The organism is Tessaracoccus lapidicaptus (assembly GCF_001693815.1).
In the GTDB taxonomy this organism is placed as follows: Bacteria; Actinomycetota; Actinomycetes; order Propionibacteriales; family Propionibacteriaceae; genus Arachnia; species Arachnia lapidicapta.
On record NZ_MBQD01000021.1, the window covers coordinates 44,585 to 67,012 of the forward strand.

Here is a 22,428-nt window from a genome sequence, read left to right on the forward strand (position 1 = left end):
GCCGTCGGCACCGTCGCCTGCCTCCCGTCGAGTCGCCTGCTCTCCGTCGCGACGCGCCTGCCTCCCGTCGCGTCGCCTGCGCTCCAGGGCAGGCGAACGCGCCGGAGGCAGGCGCCCAGGTGCCACCGGCCGAGGGGACGCCACTGCGCTCCAGCGACCGCTGCGACAGATCGTGCCCGGGATCGTGCCGGTTGTGCAGCGCAACCAAAGGGCTCTCCGATCGCCATGGTCGACTGTGCGGTATCCCCCTCCCGGGCCGTTTCGGCGCCGGGACGCCCATCACCGGAGATGCCCATGATTGAGACGCTGACGACGCTGGAGAAGGCCGCCCTGCTGAGCGGCAAGAACGTGTGGGAGTCGCGCGACCTGCCCCGCCACGGCGTCCCCTCCTTCTTCATGGCCGACGGCCCGCACGGCGTCCGCAAGCAGGTGGGATCCGGCGACCACCTCGGCCTGAACGCCTCGGAGCCCGCGACGTGCTTCCCCACCTCCGCGACGGTCGCGTGCAGCTGGGACGTGGAACTGGCCGACGCCGTCGGTCACGCCCTCGGTCGGGAGGCCCGCGCGCTCGACGTCGACGTCCTGCTCGGCCCCGGCCTCAACCTCAAGCGCAGCCCGCTCGGTGGCCGCAACTTCGAGTACTTCTCCGAGGACCCCTACCTGAGCGGCAAGCTCGCCGCCGCCTACGTGCGCGGCATCCAGGCCGAGGGCGTCGCCGCGACCCCGAAGCACTACGCCGCCAACAGCCAGGAACTGCGCCGGATGTCCTCGGACTCCGTCGTCGACGAGCGGACGCTGCGCGAGCTCTACCTGACGGCGTTCGAGATCGTCGTGCGCGAGGCGGCGCCCCGGGCGCTCATGAGCTCCTACAACCGGGTCAACGGCACCTACGCCCACGAGAACCACCACCTCCTCACCGAGATCCTGCGCGGTGAATGGGGCTTCGACGGCGTCGTCGTCAGCGACTGGGGCGGCAGCAACGATCCCGTCGCGGCGATCGCGGCCGGCGCCAACCTCGAGATGCCGGCCCCGGGCCTCGACTCGGTGCGCCAGCTCGTCGAGGCGGTGCGCGACGGCCGGCTGGACGAGGCAGACCTCACGGCCCGGGCGGCCGAGGTGCTGCGGCTCGCCCTCGACGGGCGGCGCACGCCGCGGCCCGAGATCGACCGCGACGCCCATCACGACCTCGCCCGCCGCGCCGCCGAGGAATCGATGGTCCTGCTGCGCAACGAGGACGGCATCCTGCCCCTCGCTCCGGGCACGCGCGTCGCGCTCATCGGCGACATGGCCGACACCCCCCGGTACCAGGGCGCCGGTTCCTCGGCCGTGAACCCGACCAGGCTCTCCAGCCCCCGGGAGGCCCTCGCGGGCAGCGGCCTGCAGCTGACGGCGTTCGCGCAGGGTTACCGGCGCCACTCCCCCGTCGACCACGACCTGGAGCGCGACGCCGTCGCCGCCGCCGCGGACGCCGATGTGGCGCTGCTGTACCTCGGACTCGACGAGATCAGCGAGTCTGAGGGCGTCGACCGGCGCCACATCGACCTGCCCGATGCGCAGCTCTCCCTGCTGCGCGCCGTCGCCGCGGCCAACCCGAACGTGGTGGTCGTGTTGAGCGCCGGATCGGTCGTCGACACGGGCTGGGTGGACCAGACCCACGCCGTCCTGCACGGCTACCTGTCGGGGCAGGCCGGCGCCGAGGCCGCGGTGCGCCTGCTCACCGGGGACGCCACGCCGTCGGGCAAGCTGGCCGAGACCTACCCCCTGGCACTGACCGATACGCCCACCTTCGGGCGCTTCCCGGCCGAAGGGCGTACCAGCGTCTACCGCGAGGGGCTCTTCGTGGGCTACCGCCACGCCGAGGCCGCGGGCCGCCCCGTCCGCTACCCCTTCGGCCACGGCCTCAGCTACACGACCTTCAGCTACTCCGACCTCGCCCTGACCGACGACAGCGCCGAGTTCACCGTCACCAACACCGGGAGCGTCCCGGGCGCCGAGGTCGCCCAGCTGTACGTCGCGACGCCGGACAGCGCCGTGGTGCGCCCCGAGAAGGAGCTCAAGGGCTTCGCCAAGATCAGCCTCGCCCCGGGCGAGTCACAGCGGGTCACCATCGCCTTCGACCGCTACACGTGGCGCCACTTCGACCCCACCACCGGCGCGTGGATGACCGAGGAGGGACCCCGCCGCGTCCTGATCGGCGCCAGCTCCACCGACCTGCGCCTGAGCGGCGAGCTGCACGTGTCCGGCGTGACCCTCACCCCGTCGGTGTCGCCCGCCACCCTGCGCACAGCGATGCTCCGCGGCCTCACCGACGACGAGTTCAACGACCTGCTGGGCATCACGGTGCCGCGCGACGTCGTCACCGGTGACCTCCGCCGCAACGATCCCCTCGGCGACCTCTCCCGGGCCCGCAGCCCGTTGGCCAGGTTCGCGCACTGGGTCCTCATCACGCTGCGGCGGCGCAGCGAGGCCAAGGGCGAGCCCGACCTCAACATCCAGTTCCTCTACAACATGCCGTTCCGGGCGCTCGGGAAGATGACCGGGGGCATGGTCAGCGACGAGATGGTCGACGGCATCGTCGACCTCGCCAACGGCCATCATCTCCGCGGCCTCCGCACCGTCATCGCGGGGTTCTTCCGCAACCGGCGCACCGCCCGCGACCTCACCCGCCAGCTCACCGAAGCCCGCTGACCCCCAAGGAGTAGACCCACCATGTTCACGAAGATCCGCACGATGTGGGGTGGCTTCAGCGAGCGCCACCCGGAGCTGTCCAAGTTCCTCATGTTCTTCATCCTCAGCAACGGCGTGACCGTGCTGCAGATCGTCGTCATGCCCGTGTTCCGCGCCATCTTCGGCCGGACCTCGCTCATCGACACCAACTTCCAGGTGTGGCCCGTCGGCTCCAACGTCGACGGCTCGCAGTACTACGTGTTCGACTACGCCGCGGGCGCCCTGCCCGACGGCGGGGGCGGCCTCGCGTACTTCCTGGCCGTGCAGCTGGCCATCCTCATCGCGCAGGTGATCAACTTCTTCGCGCAGCGCACCATCACGTTCAAGTCCAACAGCAGCATCTGGCGCGCCGCGTTCTGGTACCTCGTCGCCTATCTCGTCATCACCCTGGTGGCCGCCGCCGCCCAGGGCTTCTACAAGGCGCCGATCTACACCTTCCTCATCGATACCCTCGGCTGGGGTCAGACGGGCGAGACCGCCGCGGACATCCTCACGATGATCATCAACGCGGCCATCTCGTTCTGGGTGTTCTACCCCATCTTCAAGGTGATCTTCCGGCAGGAGCCGGTCGCCGACGAGAAGCCCGCCGAGCAGCCCGCAGCCTGAGAGGAGCCGGACCGTGACGACGTTGACCGTGGTCGTGCCGAGCTACAACTCGAGCGACTACCTGCACCGCTGCCTGGATTCGATGCTGCCGTTCGACGACGACCTCGAGGTCATCGTCGTCAACGACGGCTCCACCGACGACACGTCCGCCATCGCGCATCGGTACGCGGCTGACCACGCCGGGCGGGTGCGCGTCGTGGACAAGCCCAACGGGGGCCACGGCTCGGCCGTCAACGCAGGCCTGGACGCGGCGACCGGCCGCTACTTCCGGGTCGTCGACAGCGACGATTGGCTGGACCGCGACGCGCTCACGGCCCTGCTCGGGGTCCTGCGCGGCCAGGACCGGCTCGACCTCGTCGTGAGCAACTTCGTGTACGAGAAGGAGGGCCGAGAGCGGCGCCACGCGATGCGGTACCGCTCGACGCTCCCCCGGAACCGCGAGTTCGGTTGGGAGGAGGTGGGCCGCTTCCGGCCCGACCAGGGCATGCTCATGCACTCCCTCACGTACCGCACGGCCGTGCTGCGCAACTCCGGCATGCGGCTGCCCGAACACACGTTCTACGTCGACAACCTCTACGCGTTCGTGCCGCTGCCCTACGTCCGGCGCATGCGTTACCTCGACGTCGACCTCTACCGTTACCACATCGGCCGCTCGGACCAGTCGGTCAACGAGTCCGTCATGCTGCGCCGGCTCGATCAGCAGCTCACGGTCAACCGGCTCATGATCGAGGCGCTCCCCTCGCCCGGGTCGACGCCGAAGGCCCTGCACCGCTACCTGGTGCACTACCTCGGGCTCGTGTGCGGGGTCTCCTCAATCATGCTGATCCGCGCCGGCGCGCCGGAGCATCTGCGCATGAAGCGTGACCTCTGGCGGGACCTTCGGGCCGCGCACGCACCCGCCCATCGTCGGCTGCGTCGCAGCAGCATCGGCGCGCTGGTCAACCTGCCCGGGCGGACCGGGCGCAGGGTGTCGGTCTGGGCCTACCTGGCCGCGCAGCGGGTGGTCGGCTTCAACTGAGCGGCAGGAGAACCGTGAGCGTGAACCAGTTGTCGCGGGCGGTGACGGTGGCCTGACCGCCGTACTTCTCGGCCGCGTGCCAGATGCTCTTGAGCCCGAGGCCGTGAGTGCCGCCCACCTTGCGGGTGGCCAGTTCGCCCTCCTTGTAGCGCAGTTCGCCGTCGAAGTAGTTCTCGAACCTGCACACGACGAAGCGGGCCTGGTTGTGCACCGCGACGCGGATGATCCGGTGCTCGGGGTCCTCGAGCCGCTGCACGGACTCGATGGCGTTGTCCAGCGCGTTGCCGAGGATGCTGGCCAGGTCCATGACGTCGACGAAGCCCAGCGCTGTGCCGTCCGCCACGCACGTGAAGTTGATGCCCCGGGATCGGCAGTAGCGGGCCTTGGAGGTCAGCACGGTGTCGAGCACCGGGTTGCCCGTGTCGAACGCCGCGCCGAACTGGTCCAGCGACTCCTCCAGCGCGTCGAGCTGCCGCCCGCGTTTCTCGGGGTCGAGTTCGACCCGGATGACCGCGAGGTGGTGCTTGAGGTCGTGTGAGGCGCGGCTGACGAGCTCGATGTCGCGCTTGGCGGCCAGGTACTGGTCGTGTTGCGTGCGCAGGATGGCGTCCATGGCCGCGAGTTCGAGGTCGGCCCGCTGCTTGCGCAGCTGCTCGTGCTGGGCGTAGAGGGCGATGTAGCCGGCGAGGTCGACCAGGGTGCGGATGTAGAACACCTCGATCGAGATCTCGCCGCTGAACGGCGTGTTGGGGGTCACGAAGCTGAGGTTGCTGAGCGCGAAGGTCGTGACCGCCATCGCGACGGCGATGCTGAGCATGCGCGGCCCCACGGCCGGCGCCGTCCCGTCGAAGTGCCTGCGCTCCAGCACGTGGGCAGCCCCGAACGCCGCGGCGTACAGCACCACCAACACGATGGTCGGGATGAGACCCTCCACGCCCGGCTCGGGGTGGAAGTAGAAGGCGTGGATCTGCCACTCGAGCGAGGCGACGAGCTCGGCCAGCACGAACGCTCGAGCGGCCACGTAGCCGACGTCGCGGAGACCGACGGTGGTGGCGGCCGCCATGAGCCCCACCATGCCCGCGACAGCCAACGCCATTCCGACGGTCCACAGGTGCAGGGGCAGGGTCCCGGCGAACAGCTGGATGCCGACCAGCGCAGCCAGACCGACGGCGAGCGTGGCGGCCGTGCCGACCACACCCCACCGCCTCGGCAGCACGAGGATGTAGACCATGCAGGCGAGCCACTCCGCCAACCCGGTGATCTCACGGGGAATGTTCGGCAGGACCTCGGTCACGCGGGGTTCCCGCCGAAGTAGCCGGTGAGCGCCTCGAGGAAGGGCTTCTTGCGGGCGCGGCTGACGGGCAGGGAGATGCCCCCCGTGAGGCGGGACTCGCCGTTGCTGAAGCCCTCCACATGGCGCAGGTTGACCAGCAGGAAGCTGTTGGAGCGGTAGAAGCCGCGTGACTCGAGCTGGGCCGCCATCTCCTTGAGTGTGCCGATCATCGACAGCTTGCCGTCGGCCATGTGGAACACGAGGCGGTGCTTGATGCTCTCGATGTAGAGGACGTCGGCGAGATTGACGCGCAGCACCTCGCCGCCGACGCTGAGCACGATGTGGTCCTCGCGGGCCCGGTCCAGACGCTCCAGAGAACGCTTGAGCTCCTGTGAGAACGCGAAGTACGGCACCGGCTTGAGCAGGTAGCTCAGGGCGTCGACCTCGTAGCCCTTGATCGCGAACTGCGCCATGTTGGTGACGAAGATGAGGATGACCCCGGGGTCGACCTCCCGGATGAGCCGGGCCGTCGCGAAGCCGTCGAGGTTGTCCATCTGGACGTCGAGGAAGATGATGTCGAAACGCGGGCGGTAGGCGGCCGTCAGCTCCGATCCGTCGGCGAACTCCTCGACGGCGAACTGCACGCCGTGCTCGTGCTCGTAGCGAGCCAGGTACGACTGCAGGAGGTGTCGGCTCTCCTGCTGGTCGTCGACCACTCCGATGCGGATCATGCACGCTCCTTCCGGGTCCCACAGAGTATCAATCGCGACCCCGCGGAGCGCTGGTAGCCTCGCCCCTGAGCTGCCTGCCGGGAGGACGAGATGGATTTGTTGGTCGTGGGTTCCGGCCTGTTCGGGCTGACCATCGCCGAGCGGGCCGCCACCGAACTCGGGCTGCGGGTGACCGTCGTCGAGTCGCGGGACCACATCGGCGGCAACGCGTGGAGCACCGTCGACGAGGCCACCGGCGTCGAGGAACACCGGTACGGGGCCCACATCTTCCACACGTCCAACGACGCGGTGTGGGGCTACGTCAACCGGTTCACCGAGTTCACGCCCTACGAGCACCGCGTGTACGCCCGCCACCGCGGCGAGGTGTTCCCGCTGCCGATCAATCTCGGCACCATCAACCAGTTCTTCCGCACCGGGCTCGGACCCGACGAGGCGCGCCGGCTCATCGACGAGCAGGCCGGAGAACTGGCGGGCCGCGAGCCCGGCAATCTCGAGGACAAGGCGATCTCGCTGATCGGCAGGCCCCTGTACGAGGCGTTCATCCGGGGCTACACGGCCAAGCAGTGGCAGACCGACCCCCGGGACCTGCCCGCCTCCATCATCACGCGGCTGCCGGTGCGGTTCACCTACGACAACCGCTACTTCAACGACACCCACCAGGGAATGCCCCGGCACGGCTACGCGGCCTGGCTGCAGCGGATGGCCGACCATCCGCTGATCGACATCCGGCTGGGCGTCGACTTCCTCGACGACGGGCACGCGTTCAGCCGGGACGCCGCGGTGGGGCAGGTACCGGTGGTCTACACCGGCCCCGTCGACCGGTACTTCGGCCACCGGTACGGGGCGCTGGGCTGGCGCACGCTGGACTTCGACCGGCAGGTCCTCGACGTGGCGGACCACCAGGGCACGGCGGTGATCAACGAGTGCGACGAGGACGTCCCCTACACCAGGACGCTGGAGTTCAAGCACTTCCATCCTGAGCGCACCCACCGCGACGGCACCGTCGTCGTGCGGGAGTATTCGCGGTTCGCGGAGGGCCCGGACGAGCCGTACTACCCCGTTGCGACGCCGGAGGACAGGGCCAGGCTCGAGCGCTACCGCGAGGCAGCGGCCGAGGAGCCGCGGGTACTGTTCGGCGGTCGGCTCGGCACTTACCAGTACCTGGACATGCACATGGCCATCGGCTCCGCGCTGAGCCGCTTCGACAACACGGTCCGCGGCTGGTTCTGAGCGCGGTCGCTCCTCGCCGCACACCCGGCTCCGCGACACCGGACGACGAAGGGCGGGACCCGCGTTGCGCGGACCCCACCCTTCGTCGTTCGACCGTCGGTCGGCGGCTCGCCTAGACGGAGGCCCCGGTGCCGCTGTGGCGACGCACCCGACGCCACACCAGGAATGCCCCCAGGAGGACCAGGGCACCCAGCACTGCCGTGACCGCGTACTGGACGTAGACCCAGGTCGGCGGCGTGTAGTCCACCGTCGTGCCCGGGGCGAGCCCGTTCATGGCGTTGGAGTTGGCGACCGTGTAGAGGATGTTCTGCGTCGCGTTCCGGATGTCGGTGACCGCCTTCGCCGAGGATGTGTCGTTGAACGACTTCGACGGCTGGAACGTCAGCGTCAGGTCGGTACCGGCGCTGATGCCCTGGTTCGGGTTCATGTATGGGTACAGGTTGAAGTCCGAGATCGCGAAGCCCTCGAAGCCCCACTCGCCGCGCAGCACGTTCGTCATGAGAGCCTCGGAGCCGCCGGCCCACGTGGTCCCGATGCGGTTGAACGAGCTCATGACGCCGCCGGCGCCGATCGTCGTCTCCTCGATGGTGCCGTTCTCGTCGGCGATGTAGGTGACGTCCATCGAGATGTTCTTCACCGCCATCTCGAAGGGCTTCAGGTAGAGCTCACGAATGGTCTGCTCGGTGGCCCAAGTGGCGATGCCGTTGTTGACGCGGTTGGTCTCCTGCTCGTTGAGCGCGAAGTGCTTGAGCATCGTGTAGACGCCCTTCTCCGCGACGCCGTTGGCCACGGCGGTGAGCATCGCGCCGGAGAGGTGGGGATCCTCCGAGTAGTACTCGAAGTTGCGGCCCCCGAAGGGCGAGCGGTGCAGGTTGGCCGCCGGGGCGTACCAGCCGTTGATGCCCTTGTGCAGCGCCTCGTTACCGAGCATGCGCCCCATCTCCGCGCCCAGGTCGACGTCCCAGGTCTGCGCGATGAGGAACTGCGACGGGTAGGCCACGCCGTTGATCGACGAGTTGATGAAGGACGAGAAGCCGGCGGGGCCGTCGGGCTCCAGGGTCTGCGGCTTGGCGATCGACCCGATGCCGGCGGTCTGGTAGGCGCCGTTGAGCAGCAGGTCCGTCATCTCGGAGACCGTGAGCGAGTCCATGATCTCGGCCCACAACGGGTCGTCCTTCGCGAGACCGCGCATGTCGATCAGCGTGAGGTCCGAGTCCGCGCCCGTCGTCGGCTTGTCGCCGTCGAACGCGTCGGCTGCCGCCTCGTGGTCCCACGGGGCGAACCCTGCGACGACGGCCTCATCGGCGACGAACTGGTCGGCCGTCGGGGCCTTCGGGAAGGTGCCGGCGAAGTCGGCGCGCGACATCGACAGGATCTTGCCCTCCTGCGGCTCGCTGGTGAACTGCGCCGACACGTCGTCGAACTGGTTGGTCACCTCCGCGAGGTCGGTGGAGCGCTGGTTGTCGCCGGAGTAGACGACGTCCTCGGCCACCGTGTACGTGATGGGCTCGACGCCCGGGGCGACGGTGTGCGAATCGGTGCGCAGGCTGATGACGTAGTCGCCTGCCTCGAGGACGTAGGCGCGCTCGCCCAGGTGGTCGTAGGACGCCATGTCCTCGACGGGGAGCTCGAGGGTCAGCGTCTCGGAGGCGCCGGGCTCGAGGAGGCCGGTCTTGTCGAACGCCCCGAGCACGACCTCGGACTTCTCGATGCCGCCGTCGGTGTAGGGCGCCGTGTAGTAGAGCTCGACCACGTCCTTGCCCGCGACGTCACCGGTGTTGGTGACCTCGACCTGGACGGAAATGGTGCCGTCGACGTCGCCGGTCTCGGTGGAGACGATCTCCCAGGCGAAGTCGCTGTAGCTCAGGCCGTAACCGAACGGGTACACCACGGCCTCGTCGTAGTCGATGAAGCCCTCGGCCGCGGCGGTCTCGTAGTAGCGGTAGCCGATGTAGATGCCCTCGGCGTAGTTCACGAAGGGCGCGTCGGAGGTCAGCGTCGCGTTGGACGTGGCCTGCTCGACGGCCGACACCGGGTAGGAGGCCTCGATGTTGTCGTAGACGAACCCGCCGAAGTTGGCGTAGGTCGGGTCCGCCGTGAAGTCGGCGGCCCACACGTCGGCGGTGCGTCCGGAGGGGTTCACCTCGCCGGTCAGGATGCTGCCCAGAGCGTCGAACCCGCTCGCGCCGGGGGAACCGGCCAGCAGGACCGCGTCGACGCCGGGATCGTCCTGGACGTCGCCCATCTCGATGGTCGTGGAGGCGTTGACCACCACGACGACCGTCTCGAAGGACTCCTTGGCGAGCTCGATGAGGTCGCGCTCGTCCTGGTTCAGCTCGAGCTGGTGCTGGCCCTCGGCCGCGTTGTCGTCCCAGTCCGTCATGTCGCGGGTCAGGTCGCCGCCCTCGCCGCCGGGGCGGCCGATGTAGATGATGGCGGCGTCGGAGTAGTCCGCGAACGAGCCCTGGAGGGCCTCGTAGTCGCCGACCGGCAGCTCGCCGATGTTGTAGCTCGACGCGCCGGGGTTGTCCATCTCGATGTGCCCGCGCCGGTTCTCGGCGGAGAAGGCCTCGATCGCCGCGTAGACCTGATCGTTGACCTGGAAGCCGGCGTTCTCGAGCCCGGCCCGGGCGGTGACCGCGGACCGGGTGTCGACCGAGCCGGACCCGGCGCCGCCGAAGACGGGATCGGCCGCCGCACGGCCGAGCATCGTCACCCGCGACGCGGACGCGAGCGGCAGCGCGCCCGACTCGTTCTTGGCCAGCACGATGCCACCGGCCGCGATCTCCTCGACCAGGTCCCTGGCGGCGGCGTCGACCTCGTCCATGCTGGCGAAGTCCGAGGTGTAGTACTCGGTGTCCCAGTCAGCCGATTCCTCGGAGTTGGTGAAGGTGTAGGTGCCGGACCCGAGCTGGGACGCGACCCATCCGCCTCCGACGACGAGCGCCACGTTCGCGGCGACGATCAGTGCGGTCACCGTGGCGAGCACGGGGATCCAGATCCACAGGAACTTCTTGTTCGACATGGGCGCCTTCTGGCGACCGGTGTCCTTCTTCGGTCGGGCGTTCACTACTTACTCTCCTTCGAGGGCGGCGGGATGGGGAGTCCGCGGAGGACTACTCGGTGACCTCGGTGATGTTGCCGTCCTGGTCGATCTGCCAGGTCTTGCCGGTCTCGGCGGAGTCGGCCTCGATGGTGAAGTCGCCACCATCGATCTCGATCGTCCCCTGGACGCGGGAGGTCGCCTCGGAGTAGGTGTACGGCATCACGAGGAGCCCGTACTTGACGGTGGGGGCGTCGACGTCGCTCGCGAGCATGACCTGGGCCCAGTCGTCGTCCTCGAGAGCCTCGAGGACGGTCAGGCGGGCGTTCTCCAGGTCCTCGGCCACGTCGACGGACGCGGCGGCCTGGCTGCTCTGGGTCGCGGTGCCGGCGCCGTTGTCGCTGGAGCACGCGGTGACGCCGAGGGCGCCGGTGAGGGCGATGAGCAGGCCGAGGCCGGTGGTCAGGATCTTGTTGGTGTTCACAGCTACTCCTTGTGGTCTCTGGCCGTGGGCTCATCCCGCGGCCGATGGTGGGGGTGGCCGGCGATACCTCCGCCGGCCACCCCCTCGGGTGTTCGCGTCAGCCGGCGATCGGGCCGGCGTAGTTCAGACCGAAGCCGTAGTCGTACACGTTGCCGTTGGCGTCGGTGTAGGGCGTCATGTCCTTGGCGACGTCCTCGAACTGCGCCTCGACGGTGTCCATGTTCGCGGGGAACTGGATCGGCAGACGACCCTGGGGCTCGTAGAGGCCCAGCGACACCTCGATCAGCGCCTGGTCGCTCGTGCCGAAGCCGACAACGATAGCGTCAGACTCCGCCTCGAACTCTGCCGGGATGACCGGGTTGGTCGCCTTGACGACGGTGACGACCGGGATGTCCTTCCCGCTCGCCTCGACGGCGGCCACCGCACGCTCGAACGCGTCGAGGTCGGCCGCGTTGGCGATGCGCGAGGTGTTGCCGAAGTAGGAGCGGTTCTGCTTCGTGCCGTCGGGGAGCAGGTCGCCCGAGATCGACTCCTTGCGGACGTTCTCGCCGTCGGCGGTGTAGGGGCGGTACTGCAGCGAGATCGGGTACCACTCGTCGGTCTCCAGATCGTGGCCGATGTTGGAGAAGTTGCCGCCGTTGTCCGGGCTGTCCATGCCGACCAGGACGAGGTCGACGTTGCTGAGATCGGGGGCGGTGTAGCTCGTGACGACGCCGTCGGCATCGGTCACGGCCTCATCGGTGACGACGGTGCCGAAGTACTGCTCGGCGACCTCGACGTCGATGCTGGGGCCCTCGGTGTACTCGCCGGGGCCGAACGCGCTGGCGAAGCCGTTGCTGTAGGACCGCGGGATGTAGACGGTCTTGTCGGACCAGTCGGCGGCCTCGGCGGCTGCGATGGTACCGCCGTCGTTCTTGACCATCACGACCGAGTCGAGCTGCGCGGCATAGCCGGCCTCGATCTTGTCCTCGCTGGCGAGGACCTTCGCGGACTCCTCGGGATCGAGGAAGGCGCTCTCGTAGAGACCGGGGTTGAAGAGCATGGAGAGGATGCGGGCGCCCGACTCCTGGAAGCGGGTCTCCGCGTCCACCTCGAGCTCACCGGCTTCGAACTTCTGCTGCCACAGGTCAGCGGCCTCGAGGATGAAGGTCGCGTCGTTGACGCCACCGAACATGTCGTGACCGGTACCGAGCACCTCCAGGTAGCGCTCCGCGGGGGTGAGATCCTCCGCGCCCCAGGCCATGCCGAAGAACGCGCCCTCGTCCTTGGAGCCGCTCATGACGCCCCAGTCGGTGACGACGACGCCCTCGTAGGCGTTGTCCTTGCGCAGGATGTCCATGCGGCCGTTGTCGTAGGCGGTGCCGATGCGCTCACCGAACAGCGGCTCGCCGTCGGCGTTCAGCGCGATGGAGTACGCGGTCATGACGGCCGCCGAATCGAGGGAGCCGAGGAAGCCAGCGGCGTGCTCGTCGAAGTTGTCGCCCGGGTAGACGCCGTACTTGCCGGCGTCGGTGTGGCCCTCGCGGCCGCCCTCACCGGGTCCGTCGCCGGCCCAGTGCTTGATCATCGCGTTGACCGACTCGGGGCCCCACACGTCCTCGCCGCCGGTGCCCTGGAAGCCGTCGACGTAGGCCGCCGCGAGCTCCGTGTTCTGCGCGACGTCCTCACCGAACGTGCCGCCGACGCGGAGCCAGCGGGGCTCAGTCGCGAGGTCGATCTGCGGGCTCAGCGCGGTCGCGATCCCGAGGGCGCGGTACTCGGCCGAGGCCATCTCGCCGAAGTTCTGAGTGTGCTCCGCGTTGAAGGTCGCGGCGAGACCGAGGTTCGAGGGCCAGCGCGAGATGTCGGCGCCCTCGGCGTTGTAGCCGCCGGAGCCGGCGGTCGACCGCGGGTCGGACGCGAAGTTGACCGGCACGTACGGGGTGTCCTCGGTGGCCAGGGTCTCGACGAAGGCCTGCATCTCGTTGACCCAGGGAACGGTGACCTTGGCGTCGCTGCCGGCCGCGTTGAGGACGGCGCGCAGGTTCGACTCGGACAGGTAGGTCTTCTGGGCGTCGGTCAGGCCGTCCTGCGGCGTGCGCTCGTGCGAGCTGAACAGCATGAGGCCCGCGATCTGCTCGATCGACATGTCGTCGGCGAGGTCGGCCGCGCGCTCAGTGGCCTCGACGCGCCAGTCCTCCCACGTGTCGAGCTCGCCGTTGGCGTTCATGTCCTTGAACGCGTAGGTCGCGCCGTCGATCTCCTCCTCGAGCAGCGTGATGCCACTCTCGGCGCCGTACGACAGGGTCGGGCCATCGCCTGGGTTGTCGACGACCATGAACGTCGTGGTGCCGTCGGTGACCTCACGCTCGGTGTAGGAACCCGAAGCGGCCTGCTGCGACGTGGCAGCCGGCGCGGAGGACTCGTCGCCCTCCGGGGTCGCGCTGCAGCCCGACAAGGCCATGGCGGCGATGCCGGCGAAGGCAATGATGCGCGTGGCGGGACGCTTCATCGGACGCCCCCCTGCACTCGCGCTCTGGTGAACCTTCATCACTCTCTCCTCATTGAGTCACGGACCGGGTCAGCGGGAGGTGATGCACGTTCGACACCCTCCCCGGCTGCCACGATCCTGTTGGGACACGGCCCCCGCGACCCGCCGGCTCCACCCCGTGCCCACGGCACGAGTCGGGTCCGGATGATGGGTCGCGTGTGACCGAGACACACTCAATCAGCGCGCGGATGAGGCTCTCCCAGCCCGAAGCACAACCTGTCGGTCTGTGCGCACAACCTGCGTCCGGCGTCGGAGAACACAGAGACGGGGCCGCCATCAGGCGACCCCGTCCCGCTCAGAAGAAAGGCTGCGGTTCAGCGCTCGTCTCAGACGATGCACACCCCGCGTAGGCCTTCCTTGGCCTTACCTACGGTCTGATAACTGTCATCGATGCCCATAAATTGCCTCCCGGAGTGGTCTAGGAAATAGGACAGGTTCCACGGTACGCCCCCCGGGCAAACCCGGGGGGCGTTACACCGAACGAATGGTGCGCCGGTCAGCGCGAGATGTCCTCGACGATGTCGCCGGTGAGGCGGTCGCCGAGCGTGCGGGCGATGTCGGCCTGGGCGATGATCCCGACGACCCTGCCCTCCTCGACGACGGGGATGCGCCGGATCTGAGTCTCGGCGAGGATCCGTGCGACGTCCTTCGCATCGTGATCCACACCGACGGTCACCACGTCGGGCGTGGCGATCTCGGCGACGGTGGCGGACGCGGGGTCGAGGCCGACAGCGATGCCCTTGACGACGATGTCGCGGTCGGTCACGACGCCGACCAGCAGGTCGCCGTCGGTCACGGGCATGGAGCCGACGTCGTGTTGGCTGAGTTGTCGCGCAGCTTCGGCGAGGGTCGCGGTGGGTGCCAGGCATTCGGCCGGCGAGGTCATGAGATCGCGTGCTGTCTTCATGGCTCCTCCTTGCGGGTCACGGTCAGCCCTGGTGACTGGCCTACCTTGTCCGGTACCCGCTGCCGGGCCCCGCCAAACACCGTGGTGTCCGGTCGGACCTCGGTGTTGTCCGACCGCCGTCCGAGCCTGGTCGGGAGTGGCGCCGCACGGCAGGCTGCCTCCATGCATCCGCGGCAACCTCTCCCCCGCGCGCTGGGAGCTCTGGCGGAACGGCAGTCAGGCCTCCTCACCACGCGACAACTTCTCGACGGCGGACTCACGCGTGCGGTGATCGGCCGGATGGCCCGGCAGTGGGTCTCGCCGGCGGAAGGGCTGCACTTCCTCACCGAGCCGTGCTGGCTGAGCGCCGCCTGGGCAGGTGTTCTGCGTGGCGGGGACGAGGCGGTCCTGGGCGAGGACGCTGCTGCCTATCTCCATGACGCTGTTCGTGATGCTCCATCTCACATCGCCGTCTGGACCCCCGCCCGGCGGGACCCTCTCGACCTGGGCCCGTGGGTGGTGCACTACCGGCGAGGTGTCCGAAGCGGGCGAGGGAGCCCATCCCGGACTTCCGTCGAGACATCGCTGCTGGACCTCGCCCGAGTCAACTCTGAGGATGGGACCGTCGCCGCCGTCGCGCGAGCGCTGGCCCAGGGCAGGACGACGCCGGACAGACTTGTCACCGCCATGGACACCCGGCGCGCTACCCGGCACTCGACCGTGATCCGGGACCTGTGCCGCCAGGCCGGAAGCGGCATCGAGAGCGCGCTGGAATGGAGATTCCATCGGCAGGTCCTCGTTCCGCACAGGCTGCCCCACCCGACGAGGCAGGTTCGCTCCGTCGTGGGGCGGGCCGACTGCCTGTACGGCTGGGCGCGACTCGTCGTGGAACTCGACGGGATCCGCGACCATGTCGAGTGGTCCAAGGACATGGAGCGCGACAACGCCCGGCTGATTCTGGAGGGCGCCGTCACGCTGCGGTACGGGTGGCACGCGGTCGCCGGCGACCCCTGCGGTGTTGCCGCACAGCTGGCGGATGCGTTGCGCCCACGCGGCTGGGATGGCGTGCTGAGAAGCTGTCGGCGTTGCGCGGGATGAGGTGGAGCGGCGGATCTGGTGGCGTAGTCGCGACCAGATCAGCCGGTCGAGCCCACGAGCCCCCGGCCCCCCGCAACGACCGATTGTGCCGCTGAGCGGACCGATCATGCGACGACTCTCGAAGCTGCACGCCGCCAGGCAGGTGAATGCTCATGTCCGCCACGACCTCCACGACGAGAGACCCGGCGGACCGGACAAGTCCAGCCCAGACGAAGGAGTCTAGAAATGATGGAACGCCTCAGCCGACGTGCCCTGCTCGGTTCGGCCGCAGCAATCCCTGCACTGGCCGCCATCCCCCAGGTGGCCTCGGCCGCCACCTCGGTCAGCTTCGACCTGAACGCCAGCGTGCTCGACGGCGGCGAGCAGGTGACGTCGCTGACCATCCGGGCGGGCGCGCTCGGGCAGTTCGATCCTTCGAGCCTGACGCTTGGGACCTTCTCGGTCCTGGCCAAGGCCGAGAGCCCGCTCCCCTCGTCGTCGGGGCAGCTCACCTTCGGCGTCTACGACGTCCAGCGTGAGGTGACCGCGGCCCGGGTCGACAACCGGGGCAACATCACCCTCGACCTGGCCACCGCCGAGGGCGTACCCGGGGGCGGCACCCTGGGCTACACCGTCCCCGCCGGGCGGAACGTCGAGTTCGACCTGACCTACACGATCACTCAGAACGCCCCCCTCCGGCTGCGCAACCAGCGCCCGGTGATGATCGACAGCTTCACCCAGAGCGAGCTGACGAACCCCGAGGCGGACGCCTTCAGCTACGGGACGTCCGCGTCCGGGCTGAACTACCGCCTCTACACCCCTTCGAACAACGGCCACGGCCGGGCTGGCAGGCACCCGCTGGTCGTCTGGCTGCACGGCGGCGGCGAGGGCGGCATGGACGCGCGCCAGACGAACGAGGCGCAGCTGCGCGGCAACCGCGGGGCGCTCGGCTTCATCACGCCGGAGGCACAGCAGATCTTCGGCGGGGCCTACGTCGTCGCCCCGCAGTCCCCCAGCGCGTGGATGAACGACGGCGACGGGTTCGCGCCGCGGATCGCCGCGCTCGTGGACGAACTCCTCGCCTCGAACCACAAGATTGACCCGCAGCGCGTGCACGTCCTGGGTTGCAGCAACGGTGGGTACATGTCGCTCAAGATGGCGGTCGAGTACCCGACGAAGTTCGCCTCGATCGTCCCCATCTGCCCCGGCGCGACGCCCAACTTCTTCACCGACGCCGAGCTGCAGAGCGTCAGCTCGACTCCCACGTGGCTCGTGCACTCGAAGGACGACACCGTCCTCCCGTGGGAGCCCAACACCGGCCGGGCGGCGGCGCTGATCGACGACGCCATCGTCACGCTCTACGACACGGTGACGTGGCAGGGCCACCAGTTCATGGGGCACTGGTCGTGGATCTATGCCGCACGCAACGACCCGCAGCACAACGGGCAGCACCTCTGGCAGTGGATGGCCGAGCAGCACCGCTGACCCGCTGGCGGTCGCGCCGGAGACGGTCGACCGGCGGATCTGGTGGCGTAGTCACTACTAGATCCGCCGGTCGAGCACGTCACGGGCTCTGCCCCTCGGATCAGCTGCTGAGCATGACCTGGCCGCCGGTCACCGGGAGGGCCTGGCCGGTCTCGTACGCCTGCTCGACGATGTAGTACACCGCTCGCATGACGTCGGCTCCCGTGGTGCCGCGGCGCAGCGGCACCTTGGCCTCATAGAACTCGCGCACCTCGTCGACGGTCGTGGCGCCCGGCACCTTCCCGGAGCGCAGGTACTGCACGAACAGCCCCTTGTCCGGATCCGACCACAGGGGGCCGTCGTAGAAGTTACCCGGGCAGATCGCGTTGACCTTGACGCCGTGCTCGACGAGTTCCAGCGCGAAGCTCTGCACGAGCCCGATGCCGCCGAACTTCGACCCGGCGTAGGCGCCGTTCTTGTTCGAGCCCACCAGGCCGGACTTCGAGTTGATCTGGATGATGTCGGTCATCCAGCCCGGCGCGGCGGAGTGCTGAGCAGCCAGCAGGCGGCCCAGGTGCTTCGTCACGAGGAAGAAGGCCGTGTAGTTGATGTCCGTGGTCAACGCGAACGCGGACAGCTCCTGCTCCAGCACTCCCCCGGCCCGGACGATGCCGGCGTTGGAGATGACGAGGTCGAGGCCGCCGGTGGTCGCCGCGATCTGCTCGGCCATGGCTGAGACAGAGGCCTCGTCGGACACGTTGACCGTGATCGCGGCGGCGCGGTCGCCCAGCTCCGCGGCCAGGGCCGCGGCGCCGTCGCCGTTGAGGTCGGCGATGTAGACGAACGCGCCGGAGTCGATCAGCCCGTGGACGATCTCCGCGCCGAAGCCCTGGGCACCGCCGGTGACGACGGCGACCTTGCCCGCGACGACGGCGGACCGCGACGCCGCGCTGCGGGCCTCGGCGGTGCGCGCACCGGGGAGCGGGGTGAGGTCGCCGAGGGTGCGTGCGGAGAAGGCGAAGCGCTCCCCCGAGACCTCCACGACGACGCTGCCCGGGAGGGGCAAGTCGGCGTCGGCCAGGGCCTGGGGCAGGTCCGCCATCGATGAGACCTTCTTAGGCTTCGAGGCCGACTCCGTCGGCACCTCAGCCAGCGGGTCCAGCGTCGAGGCCGACTCCGTCGGCACCTCAGCCAGCGGGTCCAGCGTCGAGGCCGACTCCGTCGGCACCTCAGCCAGCGGGTCCAGCGTCGAGGCCGACTCCGTCGGCACCTCAGCCAGCGGGTCCAGCGTCGAGGCCGACTCCGTCGGCACCTCAGCCAGCGGGTCCAGCGTCGAGGCCGACTCCGTCGGCACCTCAGCCAGCGGGTCCAGCGTCGAGGCCGACTCCGTCGGCACCTCAGCCAGCGGGTCCAGCGTCGAGGCCGACTCCGTCGGCACCTCAGCCAGCGGGGTCACCAGGACCGGGACCCCGTATCGGGCCAGGTAGGCGCCGCGCACGACCGGCGCGATCTCGACCAGGCTCATGCCGTCACCGTCCTCAGGTCGTCGGCCGCCGCAGCGACCGTCAGTCCACCCTGCACCAGTCCACGGCCGAGTCCGGCGTAGCGCGCGACCCGCTCGGCGAGCGGCAGCGACGCCAGCGGGGAGTGGGCCGAGAACAGCCCGAGGCCGCCGTCGACCTCGGCCAGCCGCTCGTGGGCCACCATCGCCCAGGTGGCGTCGTTGAGGTGGGCCAGCTCCGGCCGCTGGAGCTCCGGGCAGTTGAACACCTGGCGAGGCGTGTTGATGTCCACGCCCGACACCTCCAACAGCCCGTGCTCCGCCGCCAGCGCCGCGACCCGTGCCATCTGCTCGGGGGTGTTGCGCGGCGGCATGTACGTGATCGCCGGGATCCCGATGCGACGCAGTTCCTCCACCAGGAGATCGAGGAAGTCGTCTTCGAACTTCTCGGCCTTCTTGTCCCCCGTGGGCGACGCGGTGACGTCGCCGAGGTACGCATAGGCCGGGATGGCGTCGACGGACGTCGCGAAGGCGGCAACCTCGGCCATCGTCGGGCACTCGGTCCGGTCCGGGACGATGTAGATCTGCCCGAGGAACTCGGCCTTCATGACGCCAAGCAGGTCGAACACCAGGTGCGGGTTGTCGGGGTCCGCGAGCTGGTCGCGGACCTTGCCGCCGAGGGAGAGCCCGAGCTCGGCCAGGCCGTCGACGAGCGACTGGCCCACCCCGAAGCGCTCGATGAGCTTCGACGCCATGGCCGCCAGCAGGTGCCGTTCGGTCACGGTGCCGCCCCGGAGGAACTGCGACCGCTCGACGATGTCCTCCTCGAGGTCGATCAGCGGCGCGCCGAGACGGCCGAGGATCTCGTTGGCCCGCTCCACCATGGCCCCGGTCCGCCTGAGGCGGGCCTCGCGCACCGGCACCAGGTACTCGGACACCGCATCGCGCGAGCGCGCCGGGATGCCCTGCACTGTCATGTAGGCGATGCCAGCCGTGTCGGGGTTGTTGAGCTTGCGGTCATGCAGCGGCGCGCGGCCCGCGGCCACCTCCTCCTCGCTGTACATGTAGACGCGGCACTCGAAGCCGGTGACCGCGCCCATCCCGAGGAGCCCGGCGGCCTCCGCCATCTCGGCGGCCGCGCCGGCGGAGTCGTGGTCCACCGACCCGACGACCTGCAGCCCCGCCTCGCGGGCCCGCAGCGCCGCCATCGCCGGAGCGTACGGGCTGAACGAGTAGATGGTGTGCACGTGGTTGTTCGACTCGGTCACGAACTCCGGGAACGCGGGCGTGCCCTCCAGGTACCCCTTCAGCGCGTCGAGCCGCTCGCCGGGCGTGGCGAGGGGGTCGTTGATCGCCTCGCGCGACACGTCACACCCCCTGACGCGACCGGCGCGCCAGCTCGGCGACGGTCTGGTTGGTGGTGGGGACGTGTCCGGCCAGCGGCAGGATCCGCTCGTGGATGGCGTCGACGAGCCATTCGGGCTGCGGGAAGAACTCCTTCTCGAGCTCGGCCGCCGGGGTGATCGCGTTGCGCGATCCCACGACCGTGACCGGCGCGTCCAGGTGGTCGAACGCCAGCGTCTGGATCTGCGAGGCCACGTTGTGCAGGAAGGACCCGCGGTCGACGGCGTCGGAGGTGAGCACGAGGCGGCCGGTCTTCTTGACCGACTCGACGATCGGATCCAGGTTGAGCGGCGCGATGAAGCGCAGGTCGATGACCTCGGTCGAGATGCCGTACTTCTCCTGCAGCAGGTCCGCGGTCTCCATGACGCGGTAGAGCGTCGGGCCGATGACCGCGATCGTGAGGTCGGTGCCCTCGCGGCGCACGACCGGTTCGCCCTCCGGCACCTCGTAGTAGCCCTCGGGCACGCCGTCGGCCTCGAACTGCTCGGCCACGTCGTAGAGGAGCTGGGACTCGAAGAACATCACCGGATCGGTCCCACGCAGCGCCAGGTTCATCATGCCCTTGGCGTCGTACGGGGTGGCCGGGTAGTACACCTTGAGCCCGGGCATGTGCGCCACGAGCGCCGACCAGTCCTGCGAGTGCTGCGCGCCGTACTTGGAGCCGACGGACACGCGCATGACCAGCGGCATCGTCAGCAGGCCCGCGGACATGGACTGCCACTTCGCGGCCTGGTTGAAGATCTCGTCCCCGGCGCGGCCGAGGAAGTCGCAGTACATGAGTTCGACGATCGCGCGGCCGCCGGAGAGGGCGTAGCCGACACCGGCGCCGATGATCGCGGCCTCGGAGATCGGCGAGTTGAACAGCCGGTGGTACGGCAGCAGCTCGGTGAGCCCGCGGTAGACGGCGAAGGCGCCGCCCCAGTCGCGGTTCTCCTCGCCCCAGCCGGCCATGGTCGGGTCGGTGGCGAAGCGGTGGGCCACGGCCTCGAAGATGGCGTCGCGGTAGGAGTAGGCCTTGGCCTTGGAGACGGGCTTGCCGTTCTCGTCGGTGGCCTTGCGCACCTTGTTCTTCAGCGACTTCACGCGGGCGTTCTCGGCCAGCGGCTCGAGCAGCTGCGGCTCGCCGTCGGCCATGGCCTCGACGTTGCCGTTGGAGTACATGACGGTCTCGATGAAGTCCATCCCGACGCGGGGGCTGGACTCCTCGTCCTTGGTCGCGATGGCGATGATCTTGGTGAGGCGCTCGTCGAACGTCGCCTGGATGTCGTCGACCTCGCCCTGGCTGAGCACCTTGTTCTCGACGAGGTACGCGGCGTAGTTCTTGAGGCCGTCGTGGCTCTCCCACAGCTCGACCTCGTCGCGCGTGCGGTAGCTCGACGCGTCCGACGGCGAGTGGCCGGAGAACCGGTAGGTGATGGTGTCGGTGAGGACCGGGCCGCGGCCGGACTCGAGGATCTCGCGCTTGCGGGCGACGGCGTCGGCGACGGCCAGCGGGTTGAGGCCGTCGACGCGTTCCGCGTGCATGGCCTCCGGGTTCACCCCGGCGCCGACGCGGGCAAGGATGTCGTAGCCCATGGTCTCGCCGGAGGTCTGGCCGCCCATGCCGTAGAAGTTGTTGAAGAAGTTGAACCAGATCGGCGGGTTGCCCTCCACGCCGTGAGTCCACAGGGTGCGGTACTGGTCCATGGCCGAGAACATCATGGCCTCCCACACCGGGCCGCAGCCCATGGAGGCGTCGCCGATGTTGGCGATGACGATGCCGGGCTGCTGGTTGACCCGCTTGAACAGGGCGGAGCCGGTGGCGATGTCGGCCGAGCCGCCGACGATGGCGTTGTTCGGCATGGAGCCGAACGGCGCGAAGAAGGCGTGCATCGAGCCGCCCAGGCCCCGGTTGAAGCCGGCCTTCCGGGCGAAGGTCTCCGCGACGGTGCCGTAGAGGATGAAGTTCTCGGCCAGGTCGAGGAGACCGTCGTGCTCGACCTTCTCGGCGAACCCGAGGGTCTCGCCGTCGAGGAACTCGCGCATGATCTTCTCCAGCTCGGCGGGATCGAGCTTGCGCGCCGCGGAGTAGCACTTGGCGAGGATCTCGCCGTGGCTGCGGTGCGAGCCGAAGACGAAGTCGGTCGGGTCGAGCTGCGAGGCCTGGCCGACGACGGCCGACTCCTGCCCGATGGACAGGTGCGCGGGGCCGCGGTGGTTGTACTCGACGCCGTTCCAGGCTCCGGTGGTCTTGATCGAGTTGAGCATGGTCTCGAACTGACGCACCGCAATCATGTCGTGGAGGATGTCGATGAGACCCTGCTTGCCGTAGCGCTCGAGCTCGGCGGCGAAGTCCGGCCGGTACTGGTTGACCGGGATCTCCGGGGCGGTGATGGAGGACGCCGAACGGACGTTGCTCGGGTGGACGATGAGGTTGCGTGGCATGGAATGTGACTCCTGTTGTTCGTGTCTCGC

At 69.2% G+C, this 22,428-nt stretch carries 16 protein-coding genes; 6 read left to right on the plus strand and 10 right to left on the minus strand.

Going from position 1 to position 22,428, the window contains the following annotated elements; genetic code table 11:
- The first annotated feature begins 294 nt into the window (after positions 1-294).
- The 3 genes from BCR15_RS07265 to BCR15_RS07275 are packed head-to-tail and all read left to right on the plus strand — an operon-like array spanning position 295 to position 4,351.
- Entirely contained in the window at positions 295-2,688 is a 2,394-nt protein-coding gene (locus tag BCR15_RS07265) for a glycoside hydrolase family 3 C-terminal domain-containing protein (protein ID WP_078919762.1), read from the plus strand.
- Positions 2,689-2,709: 21 nt separating this feature from the next.
- Entirely contained in the window at positions 2,710-3,333 is a 624-nt protein-coding gene (locus BCR15_RS07270) for a GtrA domain-containing protein (protein WP_068751542.1), read from the plus strand.
- A 13-nt stretch (positions 3,334-3,346) separates the two neighbouring features.
- Complete coding sequence (locus tag BCR15_RS07275; RefSeq protein ID WP_068751543.1) at positions 3,347-4,351, plus strand: glycosyltransferase family 2 protein; 1,005 nt, start codon at positions 3,347-3,349, stop codon at positions 4,349-4,351.
- Here the strand turns inward: BCR15_RS07275 and BCR15_RS07280 are convergent.
- Together BCR15_RS07280 and BCR15_RS07285 are read right to left on the minus strand one after the other, a co-directional pair.
- The gene (locus BCR15_RS07280; RefSeq protein WP_068751544.1) at positions 4,344-5,645 is read right to left on the minus strand and encodes an ATP-binding protein; all 1,302 of its coding nucleotides are present in this window, start codon (positions 5,643-5,645) and stop codon (positions 4,344-4,346) included. The two genes, BCR15_RS07275 and BCR15_RS07280, sit on opposite strands and share 8 nt — an antisense overlap.
- The gene (locus tag BCR15_RS07285; protein WP_068751545.1) at positions 5,642-6,355 is read right to left on the minus strand and encodes a LytR/AlgR family response regulator transcription factor; all 714 of its coding nucleotides are present in this window, start codon (positions 6,353-6,355) and stop codon (positions 5,642-5,644) included. The genes BCR15_RS07280 and BCR15_RS07285 overlap by 4 nt, the downstream gene beginning before the upstream one ends.
- A gap of 90 nt (positions 6,356-6,445) precedes the next feature.
- On the opposite strand from BCR15_RS07285, the gene glf reads away from it, so the two are divergent.
- Positions 6,446-7,585 (plus strand): UDP-galactopyranose mutase, encoded by a 1,140-nt coding sequence (glf, locus tag BCR15_RS07290; protein ID WP_068751546.1) that lies wholly within the window; start codon positions 6,446-6,448, stop codon positions 7,583-7,585.
- A 112-nt stretch (positions 7,586-7,697) separates the two neighbouring features.
- Here glf and BCR15_RS07295 read toward each other — a convergent pair whose 3' ends face one another.
- The 5 genes from BCR15_RS07295 to BCR15_RS14615 form a co-directional block, all read right to left on the minus strand.
- Positions 7,698-10,655: a glycoside hydrolase family 3 C-terminal domain-containing protein gene (locus tag BCR15_RS07295; RefSeq protein WP_068751547.1), complete on the minus strand. Its 2,958-nt coding sequence runs from the start codon at positions 10,653-10,655 to the stop codon at positions 7,698-7,700.
- 46 nt (positions 10,656-10,701) lie between these two features.
- The gene (locus BCR15_RS14935) at positions 10,702-11,112 is read right to left on the minus strand and encodes a hypothetical protein (RefSeq protein WP_068751548.1); all 411 of its coding nucleotides are present in this window, start codon (positions 11,110-11,112) and stop codon (positions 10,702-10,704) included.
- A 97-nt stretch (positions 11,113-11,209) separates the two neighbouring features.
- On the minus strand, positions 11,210-13,603 hold the full coding sequence (locus tag BCR15_RS07305) for a glycoside hydrolase family 3 N-terminal domain-containing protein (protein WP_068751549.1): 2,394 nt from the start codon (positions 13,601-13,603) through the stop codon (positions 11,210-11,212).
- A 535-nt stretch (positions 13,604-14,138) separates the two neighbouring features.
- Entirely contained in the window at positions 14,139-14,549 is a 411-nt protein-coding gene (locus tag BCR15_RS07310; RefSeq protein WP_068751550.1) for a CBS domain-containing protein, read from the minus strand.
- Positions 14,550-14,765: 216 nt separating this feature from the next.
- A complete protein-coding gene (locus BCR15_RS14615; protein WP_141680064.1) occupies positions 14,766-14,966 on the minus strand; it encodes a hypothetical protein in 201 nt (66 codons plus the stop codon).
- Between the two features lie 249 nt (positions 14,967-15,215).
- Between BCR15_RS14615 and BCR15_RS14620 the strand changes: the two genes are divergently transcribed.
- The gene (locus tag BCR15_RS14620; protein WP_141680065.1) at positions 15,216-15,626 is read left to right on the plus strand and encodes a putative endonuclease domain-containing protein; all 411 of its coding nucleotides are present in this window, start codon (positions 15,216-15,218) and stop codon (positions 15,624-15,626) included.
- Positions 15,627-15,851: 225 nt separating this feature from the next.
- On the plus strand, positions 15,852-17,090 hold the full coding sequence (locus BCR15_RS07320) for a prolyl oligopeptidase family serine peptidase (RefSeq protein WP_068751552.1): 1,239 nt from the start codon (positions 15,852-15,854) through the stop codon (positions 17,088-17,090).
- A 100-nt stretch (positions 17,091-17,190) separates the two neighbouring features.
- On the opposite strand, the gene BCR15_RS15275 is transcribed toward BCR15_RS07320, so the two are convergent.
- Genes BCR15_RS15275 through BCR15_RS07335 form a run of 3 tightly spaced genes read right to left on the minus strand, consistent with a single transcriptional unit; the run spans position 17,191 to position 22,398 of the window.
- On the minus strand, positions 17,191-18,594 hold the full coding sequence (locus BCR15_RS15275; protein WP_256094500.1) for an SDR family NAD(P)-dependent oxidoreductase: 1,404 nt from the start codon (positions 18,592-18,594) through the stop codon (positions 17,191-17,193).
- Positions 18,591-19,937 carry a histidinol-phosphatase gene (locus tag BCR15_RS07330; RefSeq protein ID WP_068751553.1) on the minus strand — a complete coding sequence of 449 codons (1,347 nt, stop codon included), beginning with the start codon at positions 19,935-19,937 and terminating at the stop codon, positions 18,591-18,593. The genes BCR15_RS15275 and BCR15_RS07330 overlap by 4 nt, the downstream gene beginning before the upstream one ends.
- A gap of 1 nt (position 19,938) precedes the next feature.
- Complete coding sequence (locus BCR15_RS07335) at positions 19,939-22,398, minus strand: alpha-ketoacid dehydrogenase subunit alpha/beta (RefSeq protein ID WP_068751554.1); 2,460 nt, start codon at positions 22,396-22,398, stop codon at positions 19,939-19,941.
- Between the last annotated feature and the right edge of the window lie 30 nt (positions 22,399-22,428).

Bases quoted from the DNA above. Each gene is read 5' to 3' on its own strand.
- BCR15_RS07265 (WP_078919762.1), top strand. From the start codon at position 295: ATGATTGAGACGCTGACGACGCTGGAGAAGGCCGCCCTGCTGAGCGGC.
- BCR15_RS07270 (WP_068751542.1), top strand. From the start codon at position 2,710: ATGTTCACGAAGATCCGCACGATGTGGGGTGGCTTCAGCGAGCGCCAC.
- BCR15_RS07285 (WP_068751545.1), bottom strand. From the start codon at position 6,355: ATGATCCGCATCGGAGTGGTCGACGACCAGCAGGAGAGCCGACACCTC.
- glf (WP_068751546.1), top strand. From the start codon at position 6,446: ATGGATTTGTTGGTCGTGGGTTCCGGCCTGTTCGGGCTGACCATCGCC.
- BCR15_RS07305 (WP_068751549.1), bottom strand. From the start codon at position 13,603: ATGAAGCGTCCCGCCACGCGCATCATTGCCTTCGCCGGCATCGCCGCC.
- BCR15_RS07310 (WP_068751550.1), bottom strand. From the start codon at position 14,549: ATGAAGACAGCACGCGATCTCATGACCTCGCCGGCCGAATGCCTGGCA.
- BCR15_RS14615 (WP_141680064.1), bottom strand. From the start codon at position 14,966: ATGGAGATAGGCAGCAGCGTCCTCGCCCAGGACCGCCTCGTCCCCGCC.
- BCR15_RS14620 (WP_141680065.1), top strand. From the start codon at position 15,216: ATGGACACCCGGCGCGCTACCCGGCACTCGACCGTGATCCGGGACCTG.
- BCR15_RS07320 (WP_068751552.1), top strand. From the start codon at position 15,852: ATGATGGAACGCCTCAGCCGACGTGCCCTGCTCGGTTCGGCCGCAGCA.
- BCR15_RS15275 (WP_256094500.1), bottom strand. From the start codon at position 18,594: ATGAGCCTGGTCGAGATCGCGCCGGTCGTGCGCGGCGCCTACCTGGCC.
- BCR15_RS07335 (WP_068751554.1), bottom strand. From the start codon at position 22,398: ATGCCACGCAACCTCATCGTCCACCCGAGCAACGTCCGTTCGGCGTCC.